Annotated in this window: 17 protein-coding genes; 13 read left to right on the forward strand and 4 right to left on the reverse strand. The window is 57.1% G+C overall.

Annotated elements, in window-relative coordinates; genetic code table 11:
• Positions 1 to 47 precede the first annotated feature (47 nt).
• Both AH68_RS02585 and AH68_RS02590 read left to right on the forward strand, forming a co-directional pair.
• A complete protein-coding gene (locus AH68_RS02585) occupies positions 48 to 2,117 on the forward strand; it encodes a beta-galactosidase (RefSeq protein WP_039197395.1) in 2,070 nt (689 codons plus the stop codon).
• Between the two features lie 267 nt (positions 2,118 to 2,384).
• On the forward strand, positions 2,385 to 3,752 hold the full coding sequence (locus AH68_RS02590) for an ABC transporter substrate-binding protein (protein WP_173405870.1): 1,368 nt from the start codon (positions 2,385 to 2,387) through the stop codon (positions 3,750 to 3,752).
• Between the two features lie 117 nt (positions 3,753 to 3,869).
• Here AH68_RS02590 and AH68_RS02595 read toward each other — a convergent pair whose 3' ends face one another.
• The gene (locus AH68_RS02595; protein WP_039197398.1) at positions 3,870 to 4,640 is read right to left on the reverse strand and encodes a type III pantothenate kinase; all 771 of its coding nucleotides are present in this window, start codon (positions 4,638 to 4,640) and stop codon (positions 3,870 to 3,872) included.
• Between the two features lie 67 nt (positions 4,641 to 4,707).
• Positions 4,708 to 5,991: a bifunctional phosphopantothenoylcysteine decarboxylase/phosphopantothenate--cysteine ligase CoaBC gene (gene coaBC, locus AH68_RS02600; RefSeq protein ID WP_039197399.1), complete on the reverse strand. Its 1,284-nt coding sequence runs from the start codon at positions 5,989 to 5,991 to the stop codon at positions 4,708 to 4,710.
• Between the two features lie 215 nt (positions 5,992 to 6,206).
• Between coaBC and AH68_RS02605 the strand changes: the two genes are divergently transcribed.
• The 5 genes from AH68_RS02605 (at position 6,207) to AH68_RS02625 (ending at position 11,343) form a co-directional block, all read left to right on the forward strand.
• The gene (locus AH68_RS02605; RefSeq protein WP_039197401.1) at positions 6,207 to 7,862 is read left to right on the forward strand and encodes an ABC transporter substrate-binding protein; all 1,656 of its coding nucleotides are present in this window, start codon (positions 6,207 to 6,209) and stop codon (positions 7,860 to 7,862) included.
• A gap of 10 nt (positions 7,863 to 7,872) precedes the next feature.
• Positions 7,873 to 8,853 carry an ABC transporter permease gene (locus AH68_RS02610; RefSeq protein WP_039197403.1) on the forward strand — a complete coding sequence of 327 codons (981 nt, stop codon included), beginning with the start codon at positions 7,873 to 7,875 and terminating at the stop codon, positions 8,851 to 8,853.
• 143 nt (positions 8,854 to 8,996) lie between these two features.
• Positions 8,997 to 9,794 carry an ABC transporter permease gene (locus AH68_RS02615; RefSeq protein WP_173405871.1) on the forward strand — a complete coding sequence of 266 codons (798 nt, stop codon included), beginning with the start codon at positions 8,997 to 8,999 and terminating at the stop codon, positions 9,792 to 9,794.
• A complete protein-coding gene (locus AH68_RS02620; RefSeq protein WP_039197405.1) occupies positions 9,791 to 10,573 on the forward strand; it encodes an ATP-binding cassette domain-containing protein in 783 nt (260 codons plus the stop codon). Before AH68_RS02615 ends, AH68_RS02620 begins: the two co-directional genes overlap by 4 nt.
• A complete protein-coding gene (locus AH68_RS02625) occupies positions 10,570 to 11,343 on the forward strand; it encodes an ATP-binding cassette domain-containing protein (RefSeq protein ID WP_039197407.1) in 774 nt (257 codons plus the stop codon). Before AH68_RS02620 ends, AH68_RS02625 begins: the two co-directional genes overlap by 4 nt.
• A gap of 88 nt (positions 11,344 to 11,431) precedes the next feature.
• Here the strand turns inward: AH68_RS02625 and AH68_RS10705 are convergent, their stop codons facing one another.
• On the reverse strand, positions 11,432 to 11,758 hold the full coding sequence (locus AH68_RS10705) for a hypothetical protein (protein ID WP_158332976.1): 327 nt from the start codon (positions 11,756 to 11,758) through the stop codon (positions 11,432 to 11,434).
• Here AH68_RS10705 and AH68_RS02630 point away from each other — a divergent pair.
• The 6 genes from AH68_RS02630 to AH68_RS02650 all read left to right on the forward strand — a co-directional run bounded on the left by AH68_RS02630 (position 11,747) and on the right by AH68_RS02650 (position 17,546).
• Positions 11,747 to 12,757 carry a cystathionine beta-synthase gene (locus AH68_RS02630; protein ID WP_039199708.1) on the forward strand — a complete coding sequence of 337 codons (1,011 nt, stop codon included), beginning with the start codon at positions 11,747 to 11,749 and terminating at the stop codon, positions 12,755 to 12,757. The two genes, AH68_RS10705 and AH68_RS02630, sit on opposite strands and share 12 nt — an antisense overlap.
• Before the next feature lie 79 nt (positions 12,758 to 12,836).
• Entirely contained in the window at positions 12,837 to 14,018 is a 1,182-nt protein-coding gene (locus tag AH68_RS02635) for a cystathionine gamma-synthase (RefSeq protein WP_144245681.1), read from the forward strand.
• 150 nt (positions 14,019 to 14,168) lie between these two features.
• The gene (locus tag AH68_RS11335; protein ID WP_268871201.1) at positions 14,169 to 14,297 is read left to right on the forward strand and encodes a hypothetical protein; all 129 of its coding nucleotides are present in this window, start codon (positions 14,169 to 14,171) and stop codon (positions 14,295 to 14,297) included.
• A gap of 27 nt (positions 14,298 to 14,324) precedes the next feature.
• Entirely contained in the window at positions 14,325 to 16,250 is a 1,926-nt protein-coding gene (recQ, locus tag AH68_RS02640; protein ID WP_039197411.1) for a DNA helicase RecQ, read from the forward strand.
• A 166-nt stretch (positions 16,251 to 16,416) separates the two neighbouring features.
• Complete coding sequence (locus AH68_RS02645; protein ID WP_022245363.1) at positions 16,417 to 16,902, forward strand: S-ribosylhomocysteine lyase; 486 nt, start codon at positions 16,417 to 16,419, stop codon at positions 16,900 to 16,902.
• Between the two features lie 107 nt (positions 16,903 to 17,009).
• Entirely contained in the window at positions 17,010 to 17,546 is a 537-nt protein-coding gene (locus tag AH68_RS02650) for a GNAT family N-acetyltransferase (protein ID WP_039197413.1), read from the forward strand.
• A 196-nt stretch (positions 17,547 to 17,742) separates the two neighbouring features.
• Here AH68_RS02650 and AH68_RS02655 read toward each other — a convergent pair whose 3' ends face one another.
• Positions 17,743 to 19,170, reverse strand: coding sequence for an amino acid permease (locus tag AH68_RS02655; RefSeq protein ID WP_039197415.1), 1,428 nt, complete (start codon positions 19,168 to 19,170; stop codon positions 17,743 to 17,745).
• Between the last annotated feature and the right edge of the window lie 127 nt (positions 19,171 to 19,297).

A 19,297-nucleotide genomic window follows, 5' to 3' on the forward strand; every position in this document is an offset into this window, starting at 1 on the left:
TGCGGGATAGATTCGTAAGGGTAGTTGACAAAAACAAAGGAGTAAATATGACTCAACGCAGAGCCTATCGTTGGCCGCAGCCGTTGGCCGGGCAGCAGGCCCGTATCTGGTACGGCGGGGACTACAATCCCGACCAGTGGCCGGAAGAGGTGTGGGACGATGACGTTCGTCTGATGAAGAAGGCCGGCGTGAACCTCGTGTCCGTGGGCATCTTCTCATGGGCGAAGATCGAGACGAGCGAGGGCGTGTACGATTTCGACTGGCTCGACCGCATCATCAACAAGCTCGGCGAGGCCGGCATCGCCGTGGACCTCGCGTCCGCGACCGCGTCGCCGCCGATGTGGCTCACCCAGGCGCATCCCGAGGTGCTGTGGAAGGACTACCGCGGCGACGTGTGCCAGCCGGGCGCACGCCAGCATTGGAGGCCGACCAGTCCGGTGTTCCGCGAGTACGCGCTGAAGCTGTGCCGTGCGATGGCCGAGCATTACAAGGGCAACCCGTACGTGGTCGCATGGCATGTGAGCAACGAGTACGGCTGCCACAACCGCTTCGACTATTCCGAGGACGCCGAACGCGCGTTCCGGAAGTGGTGCGAGGAACGCTACGGCACCATCGACGCGGTGAACGACGCGTGGGGCACGGCGTTCTGGGCGCAGCGCATGAACGACTTCACGGAAATCGTGCCGCCGCGTTTCATCGGCGACGGCAACTTCATGAACCCGGGCAAGCTGCTTGACTTCAAGCGCTTCAGCTCCGACGCGCTGAAGGCGTTCTACGTCGCCGAGCGCGACGCGCTCGCCGAGATCACTCCGGACCTGCCGTTGACCACGAACTTCATGGTGTCCGCCGCCGGTTCGGTACTGGACTACGACGATTGGGGCCGTGAGGTCGATTTCGTGTCGAACGACCATTACTTCATTCCGGGCGAGGCCCATCTGGACGAGCTCGCGTTCTCCGCGAGCCTGGTCGACGGCATCGCGCGCAAGGATCCGTGGTTCCTGATGGAGCATTCCACATCGGCGGTGAACTGGCGTCCGGTCAACTACCGCAAGGAGCCGGGCCAGCTGGTGCGCGACTCCTTGGCGCATGTGGCCATGGGCGCGGACGCGGTGTGCTACTTCCAGTGGCGCCAGTCCAAGGCAGGCGCGGAGAAGTTCCATTCCGCGATGGTGCCCCATACCGGCGAGGATTCGGCCGTGTTCCGTGACGTGTGCGAGCTGGGCGCGGATCTGAACGTGCTGGCCGACAACGGACTGCTTGGCACGAAGCTGGCGAAGTCCAAGGTCGCCGTGGTGTTCGACTACGAGTCCGAGTGGGCCAGCGAGCACACCGCCACGCCGACCCAGAAGGTCCACCACGTGGACGAGCCGCTGCAATGGTTCCGCGCGTTGGCCGACCATGGCGTGACCGCCGACGTCGTGCCGGTCAGTTCGAACTGGGACGACTATGAGATGGTCGTATTGCCGAGCGTGTATCTGCTTTCCGAGGAAACGACCCGCAGGGTGCGTGATTACGTTGTGGGTGGCGGTCGCCTGGTCGTGACCTACTACACGGGCATTTCGGATGAGAGGGACCATGTGTGGCTCGGCGGCTATCCGGGATCGATCCGTGACGTGGTCGGCGTGCGCGTGGAGGAATTCATGCCCATGGGTGACGATTTCCCGGGCGTGCCGGATCATCTCGAGCTCAGCAACGGCACGGTCGCGCACGATATCGCCGACGTGATCGGTTCGGTCGACGGGTCGGCCACCGTGCTGGAAACGTTCAAGGACGATCCGTGGACCGGCATGGACGGCGCTCCGGCAATCGTCGCGAACACGTTCGGCGAAGGCCGCAGCGTGTACGTGGGCGCGCGTCTCGGCCGTGATGGCATCGCCAAGAGCCTGCCGGAGATTCTTGAATCGCTCGGCATGACCGAAACCGGCGAAAACGACAGTCGCGTGCTGCGGGTCGAACGTGAGGGATCGGACGGTTCGAGATTCGTGTTCTCGTTCAACCGCACTCACGAAACGGTCCAAATCCCACTCGAAGGCAAGATCGTGGTTTCTTCGTTCGCTGAAGTGAGCGGCGAGAACGTCTCGATCAAACCCAATGGCGTGATCGTCACCAAAAAGTAAGCAGATAATCGCAAGATAATAAATGGGCGTCGGCAGGTTGAATAATCGTCAATCTGCTGATGCCCATATTTGTTGTGAAGCAATTGAAATGCAAGTGGATTGCGTGGCTGAATCGAAGAGATTGGAGGATTGTACGCCGGCTTTCGGGTGACTGACGTACACTCGAATGCGTATGTCTGTACGCACGTTTTCGTGTGGGAACATCAAACGGGAGGAATCGGCTTGAAACTGGTGAAACGAATCATCGCCATCTGCTGTGCGGCCATTATGGCAGTCAGCGCGGCCGCTTGCGGAGCCAACGTCGATTCCCACACCGAAATCACCGTGTGGTCGTGGGAGCCGAGCATGAAGCAAGTCATCGCCAGCTTCGAAAAGGAAAATCCCGACATCCACGTTATTTGGAAGAACACAAGCGGTTACGACAATCTCAACAACGCCATTCAAGACGGCTACGGCATTCCCGACGTGGTGCAATTGGAATACTATGCATTGCGCCAGTACGCGGTAAGCAGCCAGCTGATGGCGATCACCGGGCGCGCGAAAGGCTACGGCGATTTCTACACGCCCGGCACATGGGCTTCGGTACAGCTGAACGGCCGCGTGTACGGCCTGCCTATGGATTCCGGTCCAATGGCGTTCTTCTACGACAAAAGCGTGTTCGAACAGGTCGGCGTTGACGCGTCCAAAATTCGTACATGGGACGACTATTACGAGGCCGCCAAAAAGCTCAAGGAGATCGGCGTGTACATCACCGCCGATTCCGGCGACGCCAGCTTTTACGACACGATGATCTGGCTTGCCGGTGGACGTCCGTTCTCCACGTCGAACGACGGCAAAAACGTGACGATCAACCTCACCGACGATGAGGGTACGAGAACCTTCACCGAATTCTGGCAGAAAATGATCGACGAAGGTTTGGTCGCCACCAATCTGACCACATGGTCCGATGAGTGGAAGGAAGCCGTGGGGGAGGGGAAGGTAGCCTCCGTGTTCTCCGGCGCATGGATGCCGTCGCTGCTCATGTCGAACCTTCCTGGAACCGCGGGTTTGTGGCGCGTGGCGCAGATGCCCACGCAGGATGGCGAATACACCACGTCGGAAAACGGCGGATCCGCACTGGCTGTGCTGCAACGCTCTCGCAAGCCCGAAGCATCATATCGTTTCATTGAATACGCATGCCATAACGCGGAAGGCATCAAAGCCCGCGTGAATGGCGGCGCGTTCCCCGCCGACAACAACACGTTGTCTGATCGGGAATTCCTGCGCAAAACCACCGTGACCGACGAACGTGGTATTGAAATACCGTATTTCGGCGGTCAGGAATACAATCGCGTGCTTTCCGAAGCTGCGGAAAACGTGTCGACCGGTTACCAGTATCTGCCATTCGAAGTGTATGCGCGAAGTGACTTCCGCTCCACCGTGGGCAAAGCCTACAAATGGTCGAGTCTCTTGTGCAGGGAGCAGGACAGGTTGAACATCATCGCGGCCGGCGGCAAAGTGTCCGACAAATCCGCCATCGGCGACTCGCTGAAGGAAACCGATTCCACAGATCGACTCAAATTGAAAAGCGGCATCGCGCTTTGGCAGAAAGATCTGAAGGAATACGGAGCCAATCAGGGCTTTACTATTCAATAAATATTAATTATTTGCAAAATAATACAAAAATAATGATGGCTGTCTTGTGTTCGATTGAAAGCAAGACAGCCATCATTATTATGTAATGAGATTACATATATTTAAATATAAGATTTTCTATCGTACGTTACGTTCGTAAATATGCAGCATGCCTTTGAAAATCAGATCTGGATCGTAAATATCGATCATATCGGTATCATCGGCGAATACTCGGCTTAAACCACCCGTCGCAACCACGCGGAATTCTTCGTCGATTTCGCGATGGAATTGTGTGATCGTACGTTCGATGCCTCCGAGGAAGTTGTAATACAAGCCGGCTTGCATGGCTGGTTTGGTGCTTTTCGCCAGAATCGATGCGGGACGGGTGATTTCCACTTCCGGCAACTGGGCCGTGGCATCCCACAAGGCGGCCGCGCCCGTGCGAATGCCGGTGGTGATCAGTCCGCAAATCACTGAAGCGTCAGCTGTCACGTAATTGAATGTGGTGGCCGTGCCGAAATCCGCCACCAGAATCGGACCGCCATACTCGTAGTAGGCTCCCGCGCAGTCGGCGATGCAGTCGGCACCCATGTTCTGTGGATTGTCCATACGAATGTTAATGCCGGTTTTGACGCCCGGTCCAACGATCATCGGGTCGATATTGAGGAATTTCACAATGCTGGCGCGGAACGAATGCATGACCTTCGGCACCACCGATGAGATGATCACATCATCCACATCGCCCGGCGCGTAGCCGCTCAACCGCAGGAATTGCGTGATCATCAGGCCATATTCGTCTGATGTGTGGTTCGATTTCGTGGTGATGCGGTATGTGCCGGCGATGTGCCCGTCATCGAGGAAGCCGATCACCACATTGGTGTTGCCGATGTCGACTGCGACCAGAAGCATGTCGAATTCTCCTTACGATTACTGTATTGACGCTATTTCTTGCGATTGTGGTTGATATTTACGATATTCACGATTTGGGTGGAATCGTGTTGTCGGTGTTGCGCAATGCCGACAATTCGGTGAGTATGCGTTCCGCCAATTCCTGCTTGCTCATCTTGTTCCAATGTTCGATGATTGGCTCATCGGGGGTTGCGCCGGGCTTCAATACCGTCACCACGTTCGTGTCTACCGCGAAGCCGGCACCGGGGATATTGAGATTGTTGGCCACCAGCATGGAACAATGCTTCGATGCGAGTTTTTTTGCCGCGTTCGCTTCCAGATTCTGCGTTTCCATGGCGAAACCGCACAAGGTCTGGTCAGCTGTTTTATGCTCGCCCGCCCACGCGAGAATATCGGGATTCGATGTGAGCTGCAGATCGATATTGACGCGCCCGTTCTTCTTGATTTTCTCCTGAGCCTGCTCGACGGGTCGGAAATCGCCGACTGCGGCCGCCATAATCGTCAGATCGGCTTGCGTGAACCGTTCCTGTACTGCGTTGAACATGTTCCGTGCGGTGGTGACGTGAATCACATCAACGCCATGCGGCGCGTTCAATGACACAGGGCCTGACACGAGCGTCACATCCGCACCCATGTCGCGTGCCTGTTCGGCGATCGCATAGCCCATTTTTCCGGTGGAATGGTTGGTGAGGTAGCGTACGGGGTCGAGCGGCTCCTGTGTGGGGCCGGCGGTAATGAGCACACGCAATCCGTGCAATGGCAACATTTCGGCAGGTTGGGTCGCGCGCAGCAAATCAGCCACGGCTGCTTCGATTGCGGCAGGCTCCTCCATACGCCCTTTGCCGACATCCCGGCAGGCGAGCATGCCGGAACCCGGTTCCACAATGGTCCACCCGAGTTCACGGCAGATATTGAGATTGCGCTGCGCCACAGCATTCTCGTACATGCGCACATTCATGGCAGGGCATAGGATTTTCGGCCCCTCGCTATAGGCAAGCACGGTACTCGTCAGTTGGTCGTCGGCGATACCGCATGCGATTTTTGCGATGATATCCGCGCTTGCGGGGGCAATAACAAGCATGTCCGCCCATTTCGCATCATCCACGTGATTGATATGTAACGGATCGGAAGGAGTGTGGGCAACATCACAATCGTTGCGCTGCGCGGCGAACATGGATGTGCGTGTTTGCGTGTGCGTAAGCGAGCTGAACGTCAGCGGAGTGACGAACTCCTGTGCGGCTGCGGTCATCACCACGCGAACCTCATGCCCCTGCTTGCTCCAGTCGGAGGCGAGATGGCAGGCCTTGAAAGCGGCGATACTGCCGGTTACGCCAAGAAGAATATGAGCCATAGCCGTGTTGTCCTTCCGTTGACCCTAACAAGACTGATGAAAACTGCGTCAAGTATATATCGAAGATATCGAACCGGCTGAAGCATACGGTATTGCTGTTGGGGGAATCAGCCATTGAAGTATCAGTGGGCATGGCGGATTGTAGAATCAGGCTTCGGTGATCGACCTGTACAGGCGGTCAACCAGAACAAAACCATAATCAAACAGGAGCAATCATGTCGCAATCTTCAGGTGCGTACGGCGAAGCCGACGCAACCGGACAGAAGAACGAATCGAAGGAACAGCCGCACAACACGGCCAGCACCGACACCACGCTGAACGCGCGGGCCAAATCACCGAAAACGCAAGGCCCGAAGAAGTGGGTCTATGTGCTTGTCGCCGTCGTTGCGGTCATCGCCATCATCATTGGTGTTAACGCTTTCCGAAACCATAGTGAATCCAACAACGCGAATGGTACATCGGCCAAAGCCGACACCGTTACTGTGGGTCTGAAACTTTCCCCGGTCAGCCTTGACATTCGTCAACAGTCCGGAGCCGCGCTCGAACAGATCCTCGACGGCAATGTCTACGAGGGACTGGTGTCGCGCGATTCGAACAACAAGGTCCAGCCAAGCATCGCCAAATCCTGGGACATTTCCAAGGACGGTAAGACCTATACGTTCCATCTCAATGACAAGATGAACTTCTCCAACGGCCACAAGCTTGATTCGGCCGACGTGGTATGGTCCATCAACCAGCTCATCGAGAAGCAGTATCTGGATTCCGACGCCATCGAAAGCGTCAGCAAGGTCGAGGCGGTCGACGCCGACACCGTGAAGATGACCCTTTCCGAACCGGATTCGAACCTGCTGTGGAACCTCACCGGACGTCCGGGACTGGTGTTCGACAAGGACGCCAAGTACGACGCGAAAACCCAGGCCGTTGGTTCCGGACCGTACACCGTCGAATCCTTCGACCCGGGCAACAAGATCGTGCTCAAGGCCAATGCGAAGTACTGGGGCACCGCGCACAAGGCGCAGACCAACAAGGTGGTCATCCGCTTCTTCTCCGACGACAACGCCGCAGTTAACGCGCTCAAGAGCGGCGACGTGGATGTGCTCTCGCCGGTGAACGCCACGCTCGCCAAGGGGCTTGACAAGTCGAAGTATCAGGTCTCCGCGGCATCCGGAAGCGACAAGTTCGTGCTCGCCTTCAACTGCACCAATCCGAAGCTGGAAGACAAGCGCGTGCGCCAGGCGATCCGCTACGCCATCAACCACAAGGAGATCATCGCGTCCCGCGGCAACGTCGACCAGACGCTCGGCGGTCCGATCCCATCCGTCGATCCTGGCTACGAGGACCTGACCGGCCTGTACCCGTACAATCCATCCAAGGCCAAGAAATTGCTGGGCGAAGCCGGATACTCTGTCGACAAGCCGCTGAAGCTCACCCTCACCTATGCCAACACGTATGGTCCCGAACTCGGCAACCAGCTTAAGAGCCAGCTCGCCAAGGTCGGCATCAACCTGACCATCAATTATGTGGAATTCTCCACTTGGCTGCAGGACGTGCACGCCAATGGCGACTATGAGCTTTCCTTGGTGGACCACGCGGAAAGCCACGATTTCTATTCGTGGACGAACCCGGAATACTACTTCCACTACAACAGCGAGAAGGTTCAGGAACTGTATGCCAAGTCGCTGGCCTCCACCGATTCCGCGACCAGCGAGAAGTACCTCAAGCAGGCGGCGCGTACCGTCAGCGAGGACGCTCCCGCGGATTGGCTGTTCGGATACCGTGTGACGGTCGCCCGCGACAAGAATCTTCACGGCTTCCCGGGCAAGCTTACGCAGATCCTGCTGCCGCTATGGCAGGTCTACAAGACCAAGTAAGTTACCGGTAATGAAATTTATCATCCAACGGCTGGGGCTGTTCATCGCGGCCCTGGCCGGTCTTTCTCTTTTGGTGTTTCTCGCACTGCGCATCCTTCCCGGCGACGTCGCCGCGGTGATTGCGGGAACGAAGGCGACACCCGAACGCATCGCCGCGTTGCGCTCGCAGCTCGGACTTGACCGTTCTTATCCGGCGCAATACGTGGATTGGATACTTGATCTGCTGCACGGCGATTTCGGAACATCCGTGATCAGTGGGCGTTCCGTCGCATCCCAAGTGACGGAACGTGTCGGTATCACCTTTCCTCTGATCGTTATGAGCCTGGCTATCGCACTGGCCATAGGGCTTCCGCTGGGATGCGCTGCCGTGCTGACCCGCAATCCGCATCTGCGTGGCCTGTTCCATGTGATCGCCATCGTCGCGGGCGCCATCCCCGCGTTGTGGGGCGGACTGCTGCTGATTCTGCTGTTCGCTCGCGGCAGCGGATTGTTCGGATTGTTCCCATCCCAAGGTTTTCCTGATGAAGGATGGTCGGATCCATCATCCGCATTGTCTCCTCTTGTATTGCCGTCAGTTGCTACCGGTATCACTGCGGGGGCATCGGTAATGCGGTACACGCGTGCGGCGGTCGGCGACATGGCCTCGTCGCAGGCGGTCGATATGGCAATGGCATGCGGCATGACCCGCAAGCAGGCGATATTGAAGGTCGCCTTGCGTCTTGCCACGCCGCAGCTCGTATCGGTGATCGGCCTGACCTTCGCGCATATGGTCACCGGCGTGATGGTGGTGGAGAACCTGTTCGCGCTTCCCGGACTTGGCGCCATGCTCGTCACCGATGTCGGCAACCGCGACCTTACCTCCGTGCAAAGCGAGCTGTTCCTGCTTGCGGCGTTGTTCCTGTTGCTGGGGTTTGCAGTCGATTTGGCACACCGTGCGTTGGACCCACGTCTCAAAAGCGCGGGCGTCGGCTCGCAGGAGGTGTCCGCATGACCGATTCGAACAATCGAAAAACATCGCCCAAACCCGTGTCATACGCGACGGTTCCGGACGGAGACAAGCGCACGGCAGCAGGGTCGTCGGCAGCGAAGACGGTCATCGCATCCATCTGGCATACCGGCGGTGGCAAATACGCGATGATCGTCATCGGACTCTGGGTCGCAGTATCGGCCATATCGCTGTTCTGGACGCCGTACCGTCTCTTGGACACCGATGGCTACCATGTCTGGGCGTCACCATCCGGTTCCCATCCGCTGGGTACGGACGGTGTCGGTTCTGATGTGCTGAGTTGGCTGATGGCGGGATCTCGTACCAATCTGGCGATAGCGTTGCTCACTGTATGCGTCGCCGCTGCGGTCGGTCTGCTGCTCGTCGCAGCCATGGTGTCACGCAACAGTGCGTTTGCTTCCACATCGGTGGTCGTCGTGGACGCGCTGATCTCCCTGCCCACCGTACTGATCGCATTGATTCTCACAGTGCCGTTCGGAGCTTCGGCCGCGGTCATCGTCATCTCCTGCGGATTCGCATACGGCATGAATCTGGCAAGGATTCTGCGCCCAGCCGCCATGCTTGCGGTGCGTTCGCCATACGTTGAGGCGTCATTATGGGCCGGGGCCAGTCCGATTCGCGTGTTCTTCACGCATGTCCTGCCGAATACCCTGCCTGTGCTCAGCGTGCAGCTTTCCATCAGCGCCGGCACCTCGTTGCTTGCCGAGGCGGGATTGACCTACCTTGGCGTGGGAGTCGGTTCGGGCGTTCCCAGTTGGGGGCACTCGCTGTCCACGTCGGTCAGATTCATCAGCATCTATCCTATGGCCGTGCTATGGCCGGGTCTGGTGGTCACTGTGGTCGTCATCGCGTTGAACCTTTTCGGAGATGCGCTGCGTGACGCCATCGACCCATTGACGAATTCGTCATTGAGGAACATCTCATGAGCGTGAATATTCGGAATCTCGATATCTCCATCAACGGCAATCCAATCGTGCATGATGTGCAGTTGACCATTGCGGACGGCGAACGCGTGGGGCTGATCGGCTCATCCGGCTCCGGCAAGTCGATGATCGCCAAAGCCATGATGGGACTCCTCCCCAGTATGGCGCAGGTATGCGGCGACATCGACTTGGATGGTACGCATGCCGTCGGCGCCACCGATGAGGTCATGGCCAACTTGCGTGGCCGCTCCGTGGGCATGGTGTTCCAGAACCCATCCGTCGCGTTGAATCCCGTGATGACAGTGGCCCAGCAGGTCGGATTGCCGCTGTACCTCCATTACGACCTAACGCTTGAAGAGCGGGTGAAGCGTGTCAAGACGATGCTGTCGAAAGTCGGTCTTGCCGAGGATACGCTGCTCAAATATCCACATGAGCTGTCGGGCGGCCAGCAGCAGCGCGTCGGCATCGCCACGGCGTTAATCACCTCGCCGAGACTGATCATCGCCGACGAGCCTACTACGGCATTGGATTCGATCACACAGCGGCAGATCGTCGATCTACTGACTTCGCTGGTCGACGATTCCGGCGCGTCCATGCTGTTCATCACCCATGATTTTTCGGTGCTGCGTCGCGCCACCACCCGATGCTACGTGCTATCCGAAGGGCATGTCGTGGAATCCGGCGCGACTTCCATGCTGCTGGAGCGTCCCACGACGCCCGAAGCCACAAATCTGGTCCGGGCTGCGCGCGAACTTTCGCTCGATGTCGAAGGAGGACGATGATGGCCGAACCGACCATTCTGCTCGAAGGACGTGGCATCGACAAGTTCTTCGGCAAAGGCAGGCAACGCAGACAGGTGCTGTTCGGCGTGGATATCACGGTCTACGCGGGGGAGTGCCTTGCCGTGATCGGCGGCTCCGGATCGGGAAAGACCACGCTTACGCGTGTGTTGCTCGGTTTGGAAGATGCCGATGCCGGCGACATACGCTATCGCGGTGAGGTTCTGCGCAAGCAGACCGCGAAATCGTTGCGTAGCCAGTCCGGACTGGTATTCCAGAATCCATTCGATTCGTTGGATCCGCGATGGCGTGTCGCGAAATCCGTCATGGAGCCGTTGCGGTTGCGCCACCACGACTGGTCACCTGAACAGATTTCGGCGCGTGTGGACGACGCTTTCCTCAGGGTAAGCCTCGATCCGACGGTATACCGGAATCGCTTCCCCATGGATCTATCCGGAGGACAGGCACAACGTGCCGCGATCGCCCGCGCCATCGTCGACCATCCGACCGTGTTGCTTGCTGACGAGCCGATGAGCGCCATCGACGTTGCCGCACGCGTGCAGATTCTCGAATCGTTCAAGGCGATCCGTGCCGCCGAACCGGAGATGGCGCTCATCATGGTGTCTCATGATCTGGGTGTTGTCCAACACATAGCCGACCGCATCATGGTGGTCCATGACGGGCATGCCGTCGAAATCGGAACGGCCGCCCAAGTGCTGGAACATCCGAAAAACGACTATACGAAACGGTTGGTTGACGCCGCTTCGATGTGATGGCCTCCCGCAAAAACTAACCCATGTCCGCTATTCGGACATGGGTTAGTTTTTGCCGCCGGAGGATGTGCTATCGTATGGCTCATGTTCAATTTCTCATGTTGTTGCTGTCGCTGACCAACCGCCCGAGGGGCGCGTGGTTCATCGAAGCATAACTTGAGACAGGACATTCTTTCGGCATCCGCATTCTAGTGGGATGCCATTTCGTCGCACAAGAATCATCCCATAGCCAGTGCCTTATGCGGTTGGCATGCTGCGGCTGCATATGCGGATGAACTGCGGTGAAAACACCATCGCAGGTCCCGTTTCCAAAATTGCAAGTGACAAACGCGAGCTTCTCGAAATCAAAAACAACGAAATCATCCATCGGAAGCCAATAAACAATCATTTGCAAGGAAACGCCATGACCATCCACAATTCCCTTTCCGAACTCATCGGCAACACTCCGCTCGTCAAACTCAACCACGTGACCGACGGCATCAAAGCCACCGTCGCCGTCAAAGTCGAATATTTCAATCCGGGAGGTTCCTCTAAAGACCGCATCGCGGAACGTATCATTGACGCGGCCGAACGCAGCGGCGAACTCAAGCCGGGCGGTGTGATTGTAGAGCCGACCTCCGGCAACACCGGCGTCGGACTTGCCCTCGTGGCGCAGCAGCGCGGCTACCGCACCATTTTCACCCTGCCGGACAAGGTTTCCGAAGCCAAGCGCGCGGTACTCCGCGCATACGGTGCAGAAGTGGTCGTAACCCCTACCGATGCTGGTCCGGATGATCCGCGCTCCTACTACCAGGTGGCGGAACGTCTCGCCAAAGCAATTCCGGGAGGGTACCGCCCGAACCAGTACGACAATCCGAACGGGCCGGAAAGCCACTACCACACCACCGGTCCGGAAATCTGGGAAGCCAGCGATCATCAGGTCACACATTTCGTGGCTGGCATTGGCACCGGCGGCACCATTTCCGGCACCGGCCGTTACCTGAAAGAAGCTTCCAACGGCAAAGTACAGGTGATTGGAGCCGATCCGGAAGGCTCCATCTACTCCAATCCGGACGACGTGCACCAGTACAGCATCGAAGGAGTCGGCGAGGATTTCTATCCGAAAGCTTTCGACCGTGAGCTTCCCGACGAAATCGTGCAGGTCAACGATGCCGAAGCGTTCGAAATGACCCGCCGTTTGGCTGCGGAGGAAGGCCTGCTGGTCGGAGGGTCGTCCGGCATGGCCGTTATGGCGGCCCTCAAATACGCTCGCGAGCATGATTTGGATGAAAACCAGCTGGTAGTGGCGCTGCTGCCCGATTCCGGCCGCAGCTATATGGAAAAGATTTTCAACGACGATTGGATGCGTGCCAACGGATTCGCCGACGTTGTGGAACGCACGTCCAAGCCAAGTCTTGCGGAGCGGTATCTGTAAACCGCCGATCAGCTGTTTCACGACCATGTCCATTATTCGTTCAACCCAAACCATTCGCTATTTTCAAGGAGTTCCCATCATGACCATCTCGACCAACACCGAAGCCCTGAACGCCACCGCACTCGCCACCCGCGCCATTCACGCAGGACAGGAACCCGATCCGACCACCGGAGCCGTGGTCACCCCTATTTATATGACATCCACGTTCAAGCAGGATGGTGTCGGCGGCCTGCGCAACGGTTATGATTACAGCCGTTCCATCAATCCGACCCGCAATTCCTTCGACGAGCAGCTCGCCGCGGTCGAAGGCGCGAACTACGCGCTGAGCTTCGCCTCCGGACTGGCCGCCATCGACGTGCTGCTGCGTGCCACGTTGAAGCCGGGCGACAATATTCTGCTTGGCAATGACGTGTATGGCGGAACCTACCGATTGCTTTCCAAGGTGTTCGTGCCGTGGGGCGTCGGCCTTGACGTGGTGGACATCACCGACACGGCTGCCGTTTCCGTGGCGCTCAGCCAGAAGCAGTACCGGTACATTTGGGTGGAAACCCCGTCGAATCCGCTGCTCAGCATCACCGATATCGCGGCCACGTCAGCGGTCGCTCACGCGCATGGCACCAAAGTGGTGGTGGACAACACCTTCGCATCCCCGGTATTGCAGCATCCGTTGTCGGATGGCGCCGACGTGGTCGTATATTCCACCACAAAATACATCGGCGGCCATTCCGACGTGGTCGGCGGAGCGGTGGTGCTCAACGACAGGGAAATCCGCGATGAAGTGGCGTTCCTGCAGAATGCGGCCGGAGCCGTGCCATCTCCGTTCGACTCCTGGCTTGACATTCGTGGCCTCAAAACGTTGGATCTGCGCGTCAAGCAGCACAGCCGTAATGCCATGAAGGTGGCGCAATGGCTGGAAACCCGCCCTGAAGTGGAACGCGTATGGTATCCGGGACTGGAATCCCATCCAGGCCACGAGATTGCCGCACGACAGATGCATGGCGGATTCGGAGGCATGATCTCCGTGCAGATCGCAGCCGGATTCGAAGCAGCCAAGAAGTTCGCCGGTGCCACGGAAGTGTTCACCCTGGCCGAGTCGTTGGGCGGCGTGGAATCCCTGATTGAGCATCCGGGTGCCATGACCCACGCTTCCGTCGCCGGTACCACGCTGGAAGTGCCCGCCAATCTCGTGCGACTTTCCGTCGGTCTTGAAGATGCTGACGATTTGATCGCAGATTTGGAACAGGCTTTTCGCCAGATCTAGTAAAAACAGCTTGTGATAAAGCCATCATGAGAATGTGACAACTTTGTGTAATCTGTCACATTGTTGCGACATGCATAAATCCTCGCCATCGAATGAGCCGGAAGCGTATCTTTTCCTCTCCCACTCAGGCTATGGCGAGGGTTTTACCATGTGAACGATCCGGACATCGTGCTCGCCGACGAACCGACCAGTGCGCTTGATTCCTACACTTCCATGCAGATTATGGTTGGTGCCATCGTGCTGCCGGTCGGTAACGCCACTGCCCTCCGCACCGAGTAGAAGCGGTTTGATACTAGACTGCTGCGTATGACAGAGTTTACGTCGGCGCGTGACGCCCTACGCACCTACTTCGGATATGACGCCTTCCGCCCCGGTCAAGAAGGCATAGTCAATGCGATTATCCAAGGCCATGATGCGCTCGGCGTCATGCCCACCGGTGCTGGCAAGTCGATCTGCTACCAGATTCCCGCCACGCTTCTTCCGGGCATGACCATCGTCATTTCCCCGTTGATCTCGTTGATGCGCGATCAGGTCGACGCGCTCAACGACGTGGGCATTCCAGCCGCGTTCATCAATACCACGCAAAGTCCCGACGAACAGGATCTGATGTTCGCACAGGCGTTGTCGGGACGGATCAGACTGCTGTATGTGGCTCCGGAACGTTTGGAAACCGAACGTTTTCGCACGTTCGCCAGTCGTGTGCCGATTTCTCTGGTCGCCGTTGACGAAGCGCATTGCGTGTCGCAATGGGGTCAGGATTTCCGCTCGTCATATCTTGGTATCGGCGATTTTCTGAAGGCATTGCCGACCCGTCCGACGGTTGCCGCGTTCACTGCGACCGCGACGGAACGGGTGCGCCGCGATATTATCGGAATTCTCGGATTGCGTGATCCGTCCGTCACCGTCACCGGCTTCGACAGGGCCAACCTGTATTTCGACGTGATCAGGATGGAAAGGAAACGTAAGGCTTCGTGGGTGGCTTCATATATTGCGGATCATCCTGACGAATCCGGCATCGTGTATTGCGCGACCCGCAAGGAAGTGGAGTCGCTTGCCGAATCGTTGAATATCGCCGTGCGCGAGCTGCGTGCAGCGAAAGGTGAGGATGCGACGCGACTTGGCATGGTCGCAGTCGCCTATCATGGCGGTATGCCGGCCGAAACGAGGGAGCGGGCGCAACGTGATTTCGTAACCGACCGTGTGCCTGTGGTGGTTGCCACGAATGCGTTCGGCATGGGCATCGACAAGTCGAACGTGCGTTATGTGGTCCACCATAATATGCCGGAATCGATCGAAGCGTACTATCAGGAGGCCGGTCGTGCGGGGCGCGACGGCGAGCCGAGCCGGTGCACGTTGCTGTGGAACGATTCCGATATTGCTACGAGGCGAAGGCTGCTTGATTCGGATTATGAGAACGAGCGTTTGACCGCCGAAGAGCAGGAGGCCGTGCGTGCATCGAAACGGCGTCTGCTCAACGCCATGATCGGTTATTGCCGTACCACGGATTGTCTGCACGAGTACATGACCAGGTATTTCGGTGAGGCCGGGGGAGCGGCCGTCCGTGATGACGGCACATGCGTGGGAGGATGCGCGAGCTGCGGGAATACGTTTGAAACCGTTGACGTCACGGATATCGCGCGGGCCATCAGCCGCTGCGTGCATGACGTGAACCAGAAGGTCGGTTCGGGGAAGATCGTCAAAGTGTTGCGAGGGTCGAAAGCGCAGGATTTGAACTATCTTCATCCTGCCGATCTGCCGACGTACGGCATGTTGAGCGCGACTTCGGAGGCGCAGATTCGCGACGTGCTCAGCCAGATGGCGACGGATGGTTTTCTTTCCATCTCGGAAGGCTCCATGCCGATCGTTCGCTTCGGTGAACGTGCGGCGGAAACGGTTGCGCCGAATTTTCATTATGAAATCAAGAAGATCGAACGGAAGCACGCTGCGAAACGTGCAGAATCGCCGTCCGTGGGCTCTCAGGCCATGGGATCGTATGTGCCGGGCGACGGAGACGAGGAATTGTTCGCCAAACTGCGTGCGTTGCGGCTTGATATCGCCCGCGAACTCGGTAAACCCCCGTATATCGTCTTTTCCGATAAAACGCTGCGCGATATGGTGCGTATCAGGCCGACCACCGGCGAGCAATTCTCGCAAGTCAATGGCGTTGGTGCGCTCAAATTGGAAGCGTATGGCGAACGGTTCATGGAAGTGATCCGCGATTTCGTTGCATGAATCATGTGACGTGTCAGCTTGAGGAATAAGCGTATCGATTATTGCAAAATCATACGTTTTATATGATACGTAACACGTTATCGGCAACATGTATGGCGGTGAGGTTGACGTATGCCGGCAAAACGGCGACAGTAGAGACGAACAGTTGTTGAAGAAAGGATTGATGATGGCAGAAGACAAGCCGGTTGTGGAAAGCTTCCAGCTCGACCACACCAAGGTGAAGGCTCCGTATGTGCGTTATATCGACACGCAGACCGGTCCGAATGGCGATGTGATTTCCAATTATGATTTGCGTTTGGTGCAGCCGAATGAGAATGCGATTCCGACCGGTGGCCTGCACACCATCGAACATACGATTGCGGTGCTGTTGCGTGAACGTATCGATGGTTATATCGATTGTTCCCCGTTCGGCTGCCGTACCGGTTTCCACCTGCTGACGTGGGGTGAGCATTCCACGGAAGAAGTGGCTCGCGCGTTGAAGGAGGCGTTGGAATTCATTGCATACGAGGCCACATGGGATGACGTTCCTGCCACCACCATCGAAAGCTGCGGCAATTACCGCGACCATAGCCTGTTCACGGCGAAGGAATGGTGCAAGGATATTCTCGCCAAGGGCATCAGCTCTGACGCGTTTGAGCGCCGTCTGGTCTGATTCGCGTGCGATTGCACGTCTTTTTTCGGGCATGTTGCGAATACTGTGCCGTGGGCATGGTATTTTTGACGCTCGGAAGAAGACAAGGTGATGCAAAGGTGAACGAGATGGGTGAGGAGAGCGTCATTACCTCTGAACGGCGGTTCCGTCGCGCCACTATGGCCGATTTGCCGACCATGCTGAAGATTTATGAGCATGCCCGCAAGTTGATGGCCTCCAATGGCAATCCCACGCAGTGGGGTGATAAGTTCCCGCGTGAGGAAGTGGTTCGTGACGATGTCGAATCGCAACGCACCGTGTTGCTTGTCGATACGGTTGATGGCAAGGAGCGTGTGCTCGCCCAGTTCGCATTGTGTCCGGGCGTTGACCCGACGTATGTGAATATCGATGGTGCCTGGCTGGATGACGATCCGTATGTGACCATCCACCGGATTGCCTCGTCGGGTCTCGCCAAGGGTGCGGCGAAGGACTGCATCAACTGGTGCATCGAACATTACGGCAATGTGCGCGCGGATACGCATCCCAACAACAAGGCCATGCAGCATGTGCTCGAATCGAATGGTTTCGCGCGCTGCGGCTTGATTCAGTTGATTGACAGGCCGTCCGACACCACGCGTATCGCTTATCAGCGTCATGAATGGTGAGATTTGCGGATTTATATGGATTGATATCAATCAATATAAATTCATCGCAAATAATCGCAAATAATCTTCGATATTGAGAAGCAAAAATCCCGTTGAATATCGTATTTCAGATGTTCAACGGGATTTTTATATCCGATTGTGTTGCTTTCGATATATCTTACGAAAGATATATCGAAAGCAACCGTATTGTCGGTTTTTAGAACAGTCCTGGCTCGTTCAATGCGGAATGCTTGCGGCTGTACACAAAATACACGATCAGACCAAGGGCGAACCAGATTGCGAAACGCACCCAGGTTTCCCAATTCAAACCGCAAATCAGAATGAAGCAGAAAATGATCGCGCAGATCGGCGTGAACGGCACGCCCGGAGCACGGAAGCCGCGGTGTGCGTCCGGCTGGGTCTTACGCATCCACAGAATGCCCGCGGACACGATGATGAATGCCGACAGCGTACCGATGTTCACCAATTCGAACAGCACGTTGATGTTGATGAAACCGCCGGCGATGGCCGTTAGAATACCGAAGAACCATGTACCCTTGAACGGGGTGCGGTACTTCGGGTGCACTTCGCCGAAGAACTTCGGGAACAGGCCGTCGCGGCTCATGGCATAGCAGATGCGGGATTGGCCGTACAGCTGCACCAGCATCACCGTGGTCATGCCGATCAGAGCGCCAAGATTGACAATGAACGCCAGCCAGTTGAGACCGGTTTCGAGAATCACGCCGGCCACCGGAGCATCAATGAAGTTTGCGAACTCCTTGTATGGCACCACACCGGTCATAATCAGCGTCATGATGATGTACAGCACGGTCGACACGGCCAACGAGATAAGAATGCCGCGCGGCAGTGTCTTGTTCGGATTGATGGTCTCCTCGGCGGAGGAGGAGACGGCATCGAAGCCGATGAAGCTGAAGAACACGATCGACGCGGCCGGAACAATGCCGTACGGCTGCGTGGAGCCCGGCTGGAACGTGTAAATGCCGTACGGGGAGAACGGCTTCCAATTAGCAGGATTGATGTACCAGACGGTGCACACGATGAACAGCACGATGATGGCCAGTTTGATCATCACCATAATATCGTTGGTTTTCTTCGTCTGGTTAATGCCGATGGACAGCACCCAAGTGATGATGAGCACGATCACGAAACCAGGCAGATTGAAGTATGTGGTCACGCCTGGCGTGGTGCCGTATGCCGCGGTCAGTTCAACTGGCAGATGTAGGCCGAAACCTTCCAGCAGTTTGTTGAAATATCCGGACCATCCGGCGGACACGGTGGCCGCCTGCAATGCGTATTCCAAAATCAAATCCCAGCCGATCACAAACGCGATCAGCTCGCCGAACGCCAAATACGCGTACGAATATGCGGAACCGGACACTGGTGCCATCGCGGCGAACTCCGCATAGCACAATCCCGCGAAACCGCAGCAGACCGCGGCCAGAAGGAAGGAGACGCACAATGCCGGACCTGCGGTGAGGGCACCCTTGCCGGTGAGCACGAAAATGCCGGTGCCGATGATGGCGCCGATTCCCAGCATGGTAAGGTCAAACGTTTTCAATGTGCGTTTCAGCGGAGTCGACTCGGACACGAGCTGATCCACTGACTTTTTGCGAAAAAGATCCATGGTCTTAATTCCCTAAAAATGGTTTTATATGGGCTGGACCGGACGGATTTCCGGGACTCTGGCACGCCTCAAACGCCAGAAATCAAAGAAGGGCTGAACGCCTCATATACGGGAGGTGTACGCGCCT

This window comes from Bifidobacterium catenulatum PV20-2 (assembly GCF_000800455.1).
Lineage (GTDB): Bacteria > Actinomycetota > Actinomycetes > Actinomycetales > Bifidobacteriaceae > Bifidobacterium > Bifidobacterium kashiwanohense_A.